The organism is Oryzihumus sp. (assembly GCF_054325275.1).
Genome location: NZ_JBTCWL010000096.1, coordinates 1 through 12,031 on the forward strand (window position 1 = coordinate 1; position 12,031 = coordinate 12,031).

Consider the following 12,031-nt stretch of genomic DNA (forward strand, 5'->3'; position numbering starts at 1 on the left):
GGTCGGATTCCCGGCCCGCCAGCAGCCATGTTGCGCAAAGGGTGTGGTCAGGCCGGGCCGACCACCGCCGCCGACTCCCCGGGCAGGGAGAGGCGGCCGTCGTCGGTCAGGCGCGCCCCCTCGTCCCAGGCCAGGACCACCTGCCGGTATGCCGTGGCCTCACCGAGGTCGAGCAGCGCCGGCCCGCTGCCGAGGTTGACCGCGACGCGGTGCTCGCCGCGCGTCACGACGACGGTCCGCGCGGCGTGGTCATGGTCGACACCCACGCGGTCGAGGTGCGGGTCGCGCAGGTCGGCGCGCTGACGGCGCAGGGTGAGCAGCGCGCGATACCAGCGGAGCAGGCGCTCGTGCGGTGGCCGGTCGACCTCGGCCCAGTCGAGGCGGGATCGCTCGACGGTGGCCGGGTCCTGCGGGTCGGGCACCTCGGCGCTGTCCCAGCCGTGCGACGCGAACTCGCGGCGCCGGCCCTCACTGACGAGCCGGGCGAGCTCGGGGTCGACGTGGTCGGTGAAGTACTGCCACGGGGTGGAGGCGCCCCATTCCTCGCCCATGAACAGCATCGGGCTGTAGGCCGAGGTCAGCAGCAGCGCTGCGCCGGCCGCGAGCAGCCCGGGCGCGATGAGCCGGCTGAGCCGGTCGCCGACCGCCCGGTTGCCGACCTGGTCGTGGGTCTGCAGCGACGCGACGAAGTGCCAGCCCTCGAGTCGGAGCGTGTCCACCGGACGGCCGTGGGTGCGCTCGCGGAAGCTCGACCACGTGCCGTCGTGGAAGAACGGCGTGGTGAGCACCTTGGCCAGCGCCCCGGGGTCGGCGAAGTCGGCGTAGTAGCCGAACGTCTCGCCGGTCAGCAGCACGTGCAGCGCGTGGTGCACGTCGTCGGCCCACTGGGCGTGCAGCCCCAGGCCACCACCGGCGTCGGGGTCGGGGGTGCGGCGGGTGACCGTGCGGGGGTCGTTGCGGTCGGACTCGGCGATCAGCCACAGCGGCCGATTCACTTCTGCCGCAAGGGCTTCGACCTCGCGCTCCATCTCCTCCAGCAGCGGCAGGGCCCGGTCGTCGACGAGGGCGTGGACCGCGTCGAGGCGCAGCGCGTCGATGTGGAAGTCACGCAGCCACTGGGTGACGTTGTCGAGGACGAACCTGCGCACCTCGTCGCTGCCGGGGCCGTCGAGGTTGAGCGCCTGGCCCCATGGCGTGACGTAGCGGTCGGTGAAGTAGGGCCCGAACTCGCCAAGGTAGTTGCCGTCCGGCCCGAGGTGGTTGTAGACGACGTCGAGGCAGACGCCGAGCCCGCGGGCATGGCAGGCGTCGACAAAGCGTTGCAGCGCAACGGGTCCGCCGTACGGCTCGTGCACGGCGTAGAGGTCGACGCCGTCGTAGCCCCAGCCGTGACGACCCGGGAAGCTGGCCACCGGCATGACCTCGACGAGGTCGATCCCGAGCTCGACGAGGTGGTCGAGCCGCTTGATGGCGGCGTCGAACGTGCCCTCGGCAGTGAAGGTGCCGATGTGCAGCTCGTAGATCACCGCAGACGGCAGCTGCACTCCGGCCCAGTCCTGGTCGGTCCACCCGAAACCGTTGGGGTCGAAGGCCACCGAGCGCCCGTGCGGGCCGTCGGGCTGCCGCCGCGAGCGGGGGTCCGGACGGGGGTCGCCACCGTCGAGCGCAAAGGCGTATGCCGTGCCGGGCGCCTCGGGCAGCTCACCCCGCCACCAGCCACCGGCGTCACGGCTCATAGGGACACGCTCGTCGCCGAGCACCAGGGCGACCGAGTCCCTCGCGAACGGCGCCCAGACGGAGACCTCGGTCATGAACGGACTCCCTTGTGGTTGCACGTCATCGGCGCACGAGGAGGGCGACGGGGCGGGTGGCGATCAGGTCGGCGCAGGCGACCTCGCCGCCGACGTGGACCCGGCCGGTGAGCCGGTCCTCCCAGTGGCCCTCGGGCAGCAGCACCATGGCACCGTCGGGCCACCCACCGGTGCGCTCGAGCCGGGCGGGAGCCCGGGTCACCACCGCGGCGACGCGATCGGATCGCAGGAAGCCGAGCGCGTGCTCGCTGGTGGACTGCAGCGGCCGGTAGGTCGCGCCGAGGCCGAAGGCCTCGGGGTCCTCGCGCCGCAGCCGCAGGGCCCTGGTGGTGACGAGCAGCTTCTCCTCGTCGAGCTGGAGCATCCTCGTGCCCTTGACGGTCTCCACCGGACCACCCGAGACCGGTGGGCGCACCTGCTCAACCTCAACAGGGAGAGGCTGGGTCAGGTCGAGGGAGTCGAGGAAGGACAGCGCCTCCGCCCGACTCGCGAAGTCGACCGGGCGGCGGTTGTCGGGGTCGACCAGGGAGAGGTCGACGACCTCGGACCCCTGGTAGGTGTCAGGCACCCCGGGCAGGCACAGCTGCAGCAGCTTCGCCCCCAGCACGGTCGCCCGCACGGCAACGGCGTTGCGACGCAAGGCATCCAGCCACACCTCGCGGAGCCCACCAGGCACGAGCGCAGCATCGGCGAGGGCGAGGACGCGCTTCTCGTAGGCCTCGTCGCCGTCCACCCAGGCCGTGCGCTGCTTGGCCTCGCGCAGCGCCTTGACCAGGTAGCCGTGCAGCCGCTCCGGCCCCACGTCGCCGGCACCGACGAGCGTCTGCCAGACCAGGTGGGCCGTCGGACGGTCAACCCCGAACTCGTCGGCCGCCGCCCGGAACGCCGCCGAACACCGTTGCCACGCCTCCGGATCGCCGGCCACGGCGAGCAGCCGGGCACGCACGTCCTCGCTGCGCTTGGTGTCGTGGGTGGACAGCGTGGTCATGCCCCGCGGCCAGTCCCGCTGCTGCGCCTCGGCCCACCCGTGGAGCGCCTCGGCCGAGCCGGTCTCCAGCACGGACGGGTCGGCACCGACCTCGTTGAGCGCCACCAGGCGGTGCCAGCGGTAGAACGTGGTGTCCTCGATGCCCTTGGCCATCACCGGGCCCCACGTCTGCTGCAGGCGCACGGCGAAGTCCACCGCGGCCGGGTGCAGGTCGGCGTCCTCCCCGAGGGCGAGCTCGACCAGGGCGTCGACCTCGGCCTCGAGGTCCGGCCGGGCGGCCACCGCGGCAGCGCGCGCCTCCTCGATCCGGCGCCGGGCCTCACGCGAGAGCCGCTCGTCGGGCCGGACGTAGGCGCGGTAGACCTCGCCGGCCACCAGCAGCTCGACCACGGCAAGCCGCAGCCGCTCGGGATCCAGCGCCGGCAGCGCCTCCCGGGCCCGGCGGGTCAACCGGTCGACCTCCGGGGCCAGAGACTCGTCGACCACCTGGCGCTTGGCGCGCTCGACCGAGCGGGCCAGCCGGGGCTCTCCCCCGGCGGCGACCCAGCACTCCTCGAGCACGTCGGCGGCAGCGGGATCGACGAGGGCCGCCTGCACGGCCTGGAGCGCGTCATACCCGGTCGTGCCGTCGCAGGCCCAGGTGGTGGAGAGGCGCTCGTGGCCCTCGAGGATCTTCTCGACCCACACCAGCGTGCCCTGTCGCGTGGCGTCGCGCAGCCGCTGGAGGTAGCCCTCCGGGTCGGCCAGGCCGTCGGGGTGGTCGATGCGGAAGCCGTCGATGACACCGCGATGGTTGAGGTCCAGCAGCAGCCGGTGCGTGGCCTCGAAGACCTCCTCGAGCTCGACCCGCACGGCGATGAGCTCGTCGATCTCGAAGAACCGGCGGTAGTTGAGCATCGTGTCGGTCTCACGCCAGGAGGCGAGCTGGTAGTGCTGGCGGGCGAGCACCTCGGCGACGTCCTCGCCCTCGGTGCCGAGCGCGACCGGGAAGACGTGGTCGTGGTAGCGGATGACCGGCTCGCCGTCGAGGTCGCCGAGCACGAGCTCGCCGGCTTCGAGGATGGCCGCCAGGGTGTCGCCGAGGATCGGCAGCCCGAGCCGCCCGCCGCCGGACTTCCAGTCGATGTCGAACCAGTCGGCGGTGGGGGCGTCGCGGCCCTCGCGCAGCACCTGCCACAGCGGGGCGTTCGCGCTCTCGGGCGCGACAAGGGCCATGTGGTTGGGCACCACGTCGACGACCAGCCCGAGGCCGTGCCGATGCGCGGTCGCGGCGAGTCGGACCAGGGCGTCCTCCCCACCGAGGTCACTGCTGACCCGGGTGTGGTCGAGCACGTCGTAGCCGTGCATCGAGCCGGGCACGGCCTGCAGGACCGGCGAGAGGTAGAGGTGGCTGACGCCGAGCGCCGCGAGGTAGGGCACCTGCGCCTCGGCGTCGGCGAAGCCGAAACCGGCGTGCAGCTGGAGGCGGTAGGTCGCGGTGACCTCGCGTTCGGGGTCCGGACTCACGAGAAGGCCTCCATGTGGCGTAGATCACATCCGGGTGGACATCGTCCCAGAGTGCCGGGACCCCGGGCGTCAGCCTCTCACGCGCACCGATCTGCCGTACTTTTGTCCATTTCTGCCCCGGTATACCGCGCTATCGCGTTCCCCTGTCGGCCTCCGTGGAGCCCTGACAACTGATTCCCCCGGTTGGGAAGCGCTTTCACGAAAGATTTTGCTGGATCTTTACCCATTGATGAACGAATCGGTAAGTTGACCCGTCAAGCAGGGGGGCCGCAGGGGTCCGCCAGACGACGTGGAAGCGACCACGCCGACCGAGGGGATCGACCAGTGGCACTGAGCTCTGCCATACGCATGACGGGGATCGCGAAGGCCGAGGCCATCCGGCTGGCCATGGGCCTGGGCGTCCTGGGGGTGACCGTCACCGGGCTGACCACGGTGGCGACCGGCGCCTTCTTCACCGACACGGAGTCGGGTGGCACGTACGGCTTCGTGATGGGCACCGTGAAGCTCGGCGTGACGCCTGTCCAAACTGCGCTCGGCCTGGGCGATATGGCGCCCGGGAGCGCGACCGCCGGCGTGCTCAGCGTCAAGAACACGGGCTCCCTGGAGGAGCGCTACACCGCCACGGTCAAGACGACCGAGGACCAGCTCGCGAGTCACCTGCGGCTCACCGTCACCCAGGGCGCCGCGACCTGCAAGCCGGAAGGGGCTGTCGGCGGCAGCCAGCTCTACAACGGCCCGCTCGGCAGCACCGCCGGCACCCAGGTGCTGAAGGACATCACCATCGCACCGGGCACCACCCACAGCCTGTGCGCCGTGGTCTCCTTCCCCACCACGGGGACGAACGACGGCGACAACAAGTACCAGGGCCTGAAGACGGCGGCGACGGTCACCTTCGACTCGGTGCAGACGCTCAACAACCCGTAGCCGACTGCCGCCTTGGCGCGGCGACCACGAGCGGGACAGGGGTTGCGCCTTGGGGCGGGCGCCTCCCCGTCCCGGTTCGGCACCACCACCGTTCCACGAGCCCCACCTGGGGAGTTCGGCATGAGAGCACCGTCGCCGTCGGCACGGATGCTGCGCCGTGCCCTGACGTGGTTGCGTCGCGGGCTCACCACCGTCGCCGTGGTCGCGGCTGCCGCGACGGTGCTCGGCCTGGGCCTCCTCCAGCACAGCGGACGCCAGCTGCTCATCGTCACGTCGGGGTCCATGGTGCCCACGTTCAGCCCGGGCGACGTGGTGATCATCGAGCAGCATCCCGTGGCGCAGCTGCGGGCCGGAATGGTCATCACCTTCCAGGCCCCGGGCTCGACCGGCGAGCTGACCAGCCACCGGATCCGCTCGGTGGAGCACCTGCCCGAAGGCGTCTTCTTCCGCACCAAGGGGGATGCCAACCGAGCCCCGGACCCGAACCTGGCGCCTGCGGCGAACGTCCGCGGGGTCATGACCGGGACCGTGCCGTACGTCGGCCGGTGGCTGGCGTTCTACCAGTCACCGCGCGGCCGTGTGGTCATCCTGGGCGGCCCGTTGCTGATGATGGCCCTCTCGCAGTGCCTGGCGCTGTGGCGTGGGGCCCGCCGCCTACGGGCAGCCCGGGCGTCAGCCCCCCGGCCAGCGGCCACCGGCTCCAGTCCCGCCGAATCGACCGGGGCAGCGGCGGTGACGGCACGGCATACAGGGGAGGGCGATACGCGGGCTGAGCGGCGCGCTCGGGCGCGTGCCCTCGCGAGCGCCCGGAGGCGGCTCATCGTGGGCGGCGTCGCCACCACCCTCGCCATCGCCTCCGGGCTGGGCGTGTTCATCAGCCGACACACCAACGCGCAGTTCACCGACGCGGCAACGGTGGCGGACAACACCTTCACGACGGCGGCGAATTTCTGCGCGGGCAGCGCGTACGCCCGCGCCGTGTGCGCGGACGACCCGCTGTCGTGGTTCCGCATGGACGAGCCCAACGCCAACGACAGCCGGGACGACTTCATCGTCCACGACTCCGGCTCGGCCCGCCGGGACGGTGTGCGCCTGCCGGGTGTCACCCCGGGCCAGGCGAGCGCGCTGGCCGCAGACCCCGCCGACCACGCCTACGCGTTCTCCGGAGGACTGGTCGGTGCGTCGCCCGCCCGCGGCCTGCCGGCCGCGTTCACGGTCGAGCTGTTGTTCCGCGCGCCGTCGGGCAACACCCAGCCCAAGGACATCGGTGGACCGCTGGTCAGCCTGGGGCACCTCGGCGCCGACTGGAAGGGGCACGTCGACGCGGCGGTCTACCTCACCAAGGGCGGAATGCTGGCCTTCGGCACGGACGTGGGTAACGGCAACGGCAAGAAGACGACCGGAGAGAGCACCACCCGCCTCGACGACGGACTGTGGCACCACGTCGTGGCGACCCGGTCCACAGCCGGCCTGCTCTCCCTCTATGTCGACGGGGCCCCGGTCTTCACCGGGCTCCCGGGTGACGCCGGCGCCCTGCAGGACCCGATCGGGCTGGTCGCCGGCTACTCCAGCCTGAACAGCTGGCTGGACGCCCCCATCCCGGACTCCTTCACCGGCACGGTGGACGAGGTGGCGTTCTACGGCACCGCGCTGAGCAAGGACCAGGTGGTCGCGCACTACCGGGCCTCCGGCCTGTCCCGATGACGGGCGACCCGCCGGAGCCGCTGCTAGCCTCGCCATGCCACTGATGACGTGTGCTGCGGGGGCTGGCACGACGCGGAGCTGAGCGCACAGACCGGAGGACGACGTGGGGACCGTCCGACCACACCAGCGACGGTGGACGCTGCTGACCGGCTGGCTTGCCGTGCTGCTCGGGCTGGGGCTCGTGACCGCGGCCCCGGCCATCGCCGCACCCGACAAAAGCGGCGTCAAGGCGGTGACGGAGGAGACGGCGGCCCTGGCACCCGGCCAGTCCGGCTGGCTGTCCGTCGTCTGGACCGGTGACCTCACCGTGAAGGGCTGGTCGACCACGGTGGACGCCCCCAAGGGCATCACCGTCACCTACCCCACCACCCGCGGCGGCAGTGACACCTCGCTCTACGGCTCGAGCTCACTGGTCGGCGGAACCAAGGACTTCACCGCGTTCAAGGTGAGCGTCCCCTACGACCAGAAGAACGACTTCCAGGTGACGCTCACCTCGACCTATGTCCTGGCGGACGACACCAAGGGCACCCAGCTCAAGACGACGGCCCGCGTCAAGGTGCCCGTCGAGGACGCCAGCGGACCGGCCTTCACCCAGAAGACGACCTCGGTCTCGATCGCGGCCGGCAGCAACACCTTCCAGCAGATCGCCTTCACCGGCGGCCAGACCGACCTGACCGGCTTCACGGTCAGCCTCGGCACGCTGCCGGCGGGCCTGGAGGTGGCCTATCCGGGCGACAAGTCCTCCAGCGGGCTCAATGGCGGCAGCACGCTGGTCGGCGGATCCACGGACTACGCCGCGGTCAGGTTCATCGCCACGGGCCTCAAGGCGGGCACCTACACGATCCCGCTGACCATCAGCTACACGGCAGCCTCCGCCCAGACCGCCATCGGGAAGGTGACCCTTGTTGTCTCGTGACCTCCGGCGACTCTCCCTGGGCCTGCTCGTCATCCCCGTCCTGACCGCGTGCGGCGGGACCGGCTCCGGGACGACGGCCTCGGGCACCAGCACGGTCCGACAGGGCGTGCACGCCGACGCCCGCACGGCCGTGATCGCCACGGTCGAGGTGAAGCGTCAGTGCGACATCGGCACGCAGAGCTTCCCCAAGGAGGCCGACATCACCGCCGACCTCGACAAGCGCCTCGCGGCAGCCGGTGTGGGCCACCTGGAGTGGAAGCACTGGCACGACGAGCTGGCCACCTCCCCCGAGCTGGTCTCGCAGTTCCGCCAGGTCAGCGCACGCGGCTGCTGAGCCGCTGCCGTCAGTCCCTGAGCCGCTGCCGTCAGTCCCTGAAGAACAGGCGGATGGCCGTGCCCTCGCCGGTGGCGCGCACGGTCGCATCCGAGGCCAGGCCGCGGGCCAGCCACAGCCCGCGCCCGCAGTCGAGGTCGTCCGCGGGCGGGACATAGCCGGCGGTGGCGGCGTGGAAGCCCGGCCCGGAGTCGGCGACCTCCCACACCCGGCACCCGTCCTCCCGCCACGTGCTCACCTCGGCACTGCCAGCTGCCCGCAGGGCGTTGCTCACGAGCTCGTTGACGGCGATCAGCGCGTCCTGCTCCCGCTCACCAGCCAGCCCACCCCCCAGGTCACCGGCCCGCTCACCGCCGAGGACCTCGCCCACCAGCGCCCGAGCCTGCCGGGCGTCGCCCACCTGCCGGACCAGCGCCCCGACGGGCCGCTCCGTCCACGCCGGCTCGGCCCGCCGCAGGAACGTCGCGGTGTCCTCATAGGTCGGTGAGGCCACCGGCTCGGTCCCGCCCCAGGTCATCGGGTGGCTGCGCAGCACCGCCTCGAGGACGTCCGGGTCGAGCCGGCGGGTGTCGTGCAGGCACAGGGAGTAGTACGGCAGGTCGGCGTAGGCGTCGTTGGCCACCGCCTCGAACCGGGACCACACCCGCCCGTCGGGCAGCGCCAGCCACGTCGGCTCGCCGATCAGCCGCCACGGCGTGCCGTTCGCCCTGAGCTGCTGCAGGTCCCGGTCGTAGGCGGCCAGCGTGCCGAAGCCGCCCCGCCACCAGCTCTCCGACGCGGCCAGCACCGCCAGCCGCCCCGCCTCGCCGCCGAGCTGGGCGACCAGCGCCTCCCGCACGGCCTCGGACGCGACGACGATGACCGGCTCACCGCGCTCGAGCCCCTCCCGGACGAAGGGCACGCAGCGGGCCACCGCCTCCTTGTCGCTGGAGTAGAGGAACGCCTCGTGCGCGAACGCCTTGCCGGTCCAGTCACCCGTCGGGTACAGGGCGAGCCCGCTCACGCCAGCTCCACGTCGAACAGCTCGAGCACGCGGCGCGCACCACGCCCGGCGCCGACGAAGCGCACCGGCCGCCCGGTCGCCCGCAGTCCCGTGGCGAAGCGGACCAGCGCCCGCGTGGCCCCCACGTCGACGAAGTCCAGTCCGGCCAGGTCGACGGTCACGGGCCCGGCGCCGAGCCGGCCGACCCCCACGAGCACCTCGTCGAGGTCGTCCGCGCAGCCGGTGTCGACCTCTCCGGCGAGCACGAGGACGCCTCCGCGCACCCGTGCGACGAACGTCAGCGTGTCCCCGTCGACGTGCCGTATGCCGTGCAGTGCCGCGAGCGGGCGGAGACGCTCCCCGGGGACTGTCGGCGCGGCATACCCGCACATGCCGGTGAGCGGGTGACCGGCGATGACCGAGTCGATGATGATCTCGTAGGTGCGCACGTCCTCCCAGCGCGAGGGGTCGCGGACCAGGCCGGTGAGGTCTCCGGCGACGCGCAGCCCGGTGTAGCCGTCCTCCACGGCTGCCACGCCGGCGGCCGCGAACAGCTCGGTCTGGGCGACGGGGTCGAGACCGCCGTTGCCGAGGTAGACGTCGGACAGGGGCTGGACCTGCAGCTGCCCGCTGGCCAGGAGCGCATCCCGCCCGGGCAGGGAGTCCAGCTCCTCGACCAGCTGCGCCGCGTCCCCCTCCCCGACGAAGAGCACCCGCTCGCCCAGGGCGACTCCCTCGGCGAGGAACTGCGCCGCCACCACGCCGAAGCCCCGCTCCTGGTCGTACGCCCAGCACACGTGGTCCCCCTGCCGCAGGCCCCGCGGCCGCGCCAACACCGACATTCCCGCCATGGTTCCAACGGTATGCCCGCGTCCGGGGCGAGGACAGGCCGTCGACGCAGAACCCCCTCCCGGCATCCGGTCGTCAACGCGACTCACCCCAAGAGATCGTCAAGAAACAGGACAGAGCAGCCAAAGCCCGGACGAACCGCACGGACCCGACCTACTCTCGAACAGGCGGTCGCAGGGGCCGCCGAACCCCATACCGAAAGCCGTTGCTGCGCCATGCCCGGAAACTCTCGCCACCCCCGCGCGGTCCTCACCGCCCTCGCCGCCGGACTGGCCCTCGTGCCAGTCCTGGCGATCGGCCCAGCCGCCCAGGCCGCCACGGCCGTGCCGCCGACTCCCACCGGCCTGCCGACAGCGATCGAGCCACTGGCCACGGACGTCACGAACAACTCCTGCGACGGCAAGGCCAAGCCCGGCACCGTCGCCCTCGGCAACCTGCTCAAGGCGACCTACCCCACCAGCTCCTACGGCACCGTGCGTGCCTGCGGCGCCGACTCCATCAGCCGCACCGAGCACTACGACGGCCGCGCACTGGACTGGATGGTCAGCGTCCGCAACACCAGCCAGAAGGCCGAGGCCAACGCCGTGCTGGGCTGGCTGTTCGCCACCCGCAACGGCGTCACCTTCGCCAACGCGCGCCGGCTCGGCGTCATGTACGTCATCTGGAACAACCAGATCTGGGGCACGTGGAGCCAGAAGTGGGAGCCCTACAGCAGCTGCGCCTCCACGCCGCAGGCCAACATGGACAGCACCTGCCACCGCAACCACATCCACTTCTCCCTCTCCTGGGCCGGCGCGATGAAGCGGACGTCGTACTGGACGAAGAAGGTCGCGGCGACCGACTACGGCCCGTGCCGCAACGCCGACCTGAACTGGGCCCCGTCGTACACCGGCTACAACGGCACGCCCTGCCCGCGCATCGGCGCCGTCACCGCGCCGGCCGGGGCCACGACGCTGACCCGGTCGCTCGTGAGCTACTCCGGCATGTCCCTGCGCACCGGCTTCACCGGACCCGCCGTCAAGGCCCTGCAGCAGATGGTCGGTGCCAGCGCCGACGGCGGGTTCGGCGCCCAGACCGCGGCCGCCCTCAAGACCTGGCAGCGGGCGCACCAGGTCACCGCCACCGGCGTGGCCGACCAGGCCACCTGGCGGGCCGCGATGATCTCCCGCGGCGTCGCCCCGGCGGCGGTGCAGGCCACGCCCGGCTTCACCCAGGACGGCTCGCCCGACCTGCTCGCCCGCACCGGCGACGGGCACCTCGTCCTGCTCCCCGGCAACGGCTGGGGCGGCCTGACCGGCTCCTCCACGGTCATCGGCGCCGGCTGGACCTCGTTCAACACCATCCTGTCCCCCGGCGACCTCACCAACGACGGCCACAACGACCTCATCGCCCGCACCCCTGCCGGCGTGCTCTACCTCTACCGCGGCAACGGGCAGGGCGGCTGGATCGGTGGCGGCACGCGGATCGGCACCGGCTGGAACATGTTCAGCCAGCTCATGGCCGGCGGCGACTTCACCGGGGACGGCCACCCCGACGTGCTGGGCCGCAGGGCCAACGGGGAGCTCTACCTGTATGCCGGCAACGGGCGTGGCGGCCTGTCCGCCGGCCGCAAGATCGGGCTGGGCGGCTGGCAGGCCTTCGACACGGTGGTCGCCGCGCGCGACGTCACCGGCGACGGCAAGGCCGACCTGCTGGCGCGCAAGCCCGCGGGGCAGCTCTACCTCTACGCCGGCACCGGCACCGGCACCGTCAGGGCCGGCACCCTGGTCGCCAGCGGGTGGGACACCACCACCACGCTGCTGTCCGCCGGGGACGTCACCGGCGACCGCCGGGCCGACCTGCTCGCCCTCGGCACCGACGGCACCCTCACGGTGCTGGCCGGCAACGGCAACGGCACCTTCGGCCAGGGCTACCCGCTGTCCACGAGCTGGGGGGCCTACACGGCCACGGTCGGCGTCGGCTGACCCTCGCTCCACCACCCTCCCGGGCCCGTCCCGACGCCACCGGCGTCGGGACG

At 72.4% G+C, this 12,031-nt stretch carries 9 protein-coding genes; 5 read left to right on the top strand and 4 right to left on the bottom strand.

Going from position 1 to position 12,031, the window contains the following annotated elements; all coding sequences use genetic code 11:
• Positions 1-47: 47 nt before the first annotated feature.
• The gene (treZ, locus tag ACXVGS_RS17700; protein ID WP_458537273.1) at positions 48-1,811 is read right to left on the bottom strand and encodes a malto-oligosyltrehalose trehalohydrolase; all 1,764 of its coding nucleotides are present in this window, start codon (positions 1,809-1,811) and stop codon (positions 48-50) included.
• A gap of 25 nt (positions 1,812-1,836) precedes the next feature.
• Positions 1,837-4,305, bottom strand: a complete 2,469-nt coding sequence (gene treY, locus ACXVGS_RS17705) for a malto-oligosyltrehalose synthase (protein WP_458537274.1) — start codon at positions 4,303-4,305, stop codon at positions 1,837-1,839.
• Between the two features lie 348 nt (positions 4,306-4,653).
• Between treY and ACXVGS_RS17710 the strand changes: the two genes are divergently transcribed.
• The 4 genes from ACXVGS_RS17710 to ACXVGS_RS17725 all read left to right on the top strand — a co-directional run bounded on the left by ACXVGS_RS17710 (position 4,654) and on the right by ACXVGS_RS17725 (position 8,183).
• Complete coding sequence (locus ACXVGS_RS17710; RefSeq protein ID WP_458530899.1) at positions 4,654-5,229, top strand: hypothetical protein; 576 nt, start codon at positions 4,654-4,656, stop codon at positions 5,227-5,229.
• A 120-nt stretch (positions 5,230-5,349) separates the two neighbouring features.
• A complete protein-coding gene (locus ACXVGS_RS17715; RefSeq protein ID WP_458530898.1) occupies positions 5,350-6,933 on the top strand; it encodes a signal peptidase I in 1,584 nt (527 codons plus the stop codon).
• A 103-nt stretch (positions 6,934-7,036) separates the two neighbouring features.
• Positions 7,037-7,849 (top strand): hypothetical protein, encoded by an 813-nt coding sequence (locus tag ACXVGS_RS17720; protein WP_458530897.1) that lies wholly within the window; start codon positions 7,037-7,039, stop codon positions 7,847-7,849.
• Positions 7,839-8,183, top strand: coding sequence for a hypothetical protein (locus ACXVGS_RS17725; protein WP_458530896.1), 345 nt, complete (start codon positions 7,839-7,841; stop codon positions 8,181-8,183). Before ACXVGS_RS17720 ends, ACXVGS_RS17725 begins: the two co-directional genes overlap by 11 nt.
• A gap of 31 nt (positions 8,184-8,214) precedes the next feature.
• Here the strand turns inward: ACXVGS_RS17725 and ACXVGS_RS17730 are convergent, their stop codons facing one another.
• Together ACXVGS_RS17730 and ACXVGS_RS17735 are read right to left on the bottom strand one after the other, a co-directional pair.
• Positions 8,215-9,186 (bottom strand): anti-sigma factor RsbA family regulatory protein, encoded by a 972-nt coding sequence (locus ACXVGS_RS17730; RefSeq protein WP_458530895.1) that lies wholly within the window; start codon positions 9,184-9,186, stop codon positions 8,215-8,217.
• The gene (locus tag ACXVGS_RS17735) at positions 9,183-10,016 is read right to left on the bottom strand and encodes an MEDS domain-containing protein (RefSeq protein ID WP_458530894.1); all 834 of its coding nucleotides are present in this window, start codon (positions 10,014-10,016) and stop codon (positions 9,183-9,185) included. Before ACXVGS_RS17735 ends, ACXVGS_RS17730 begins: the two co-directional genes overlap by 4 nt.
• Positions 10,017-10,229: 213 nt before the next feature.
• Here ACXVGS_RS17735 and ACXVGS_RS17740 point away from each other — a divergent pair, with 213 nt between their 5' ends.
• Positions 10,230-11,978 (top strand): FG-GAP-like repeat-containing protein, encoded by a 1,749-nt coding sequence (locus tag ACXVGS_RS17740; RefSeq protein ID WP_458537275.1) that lies wholly within the window; start codon positions 10,230-10,232, stop codon positions 11,976-11,978.
• The last annotated feature ends 53 nt before the right edge of the window (positions 11,979-12,031 follow it).

What these genes read in the sequence shown, in the direction of transcription:
- treZ (WP_458537273.1), bottom strand. Translation starts at nt 1,811, where the DNA reads ATGACCGAGGTCTCCGTCTGGGCGCCGTTCGCGAGGGACTCGGTCGCC.
- ACXVGS_RS17710 (WP_458530899.1), top strand. Translation starts at nt 4,654, where the DNA reads ATGACGGGGATCGCGAAGGCCGAGGCCATCCGGCTGGCCATGGGCCTG.
- ACXVGS_RS17715 (WP_458530898.1), top strand. Translation starts at nt 5,350, where the DNA reads ATGAGAGCACCGTCGCCGTCGGCACGGATGCTGCGCCGTGCCCTGACG.
- ACXVGS_RS17735 (WP_458530894.1), bottom strand. Translation starts at nt 10,016, where the DNA reads ATGGCGGGAATGTCGGTGTTGGCGCGGCCGCGGGGCCTGCGGCAGGGG.
- ACXVGS_RS17740 (WP_458537275.1), top strand. Translation starts at nt 10,230, where the DNA reads ATGCCCGGAAACTCTCGCCACCCCCGCGCGGTCCTCACCGCCCTCGCC.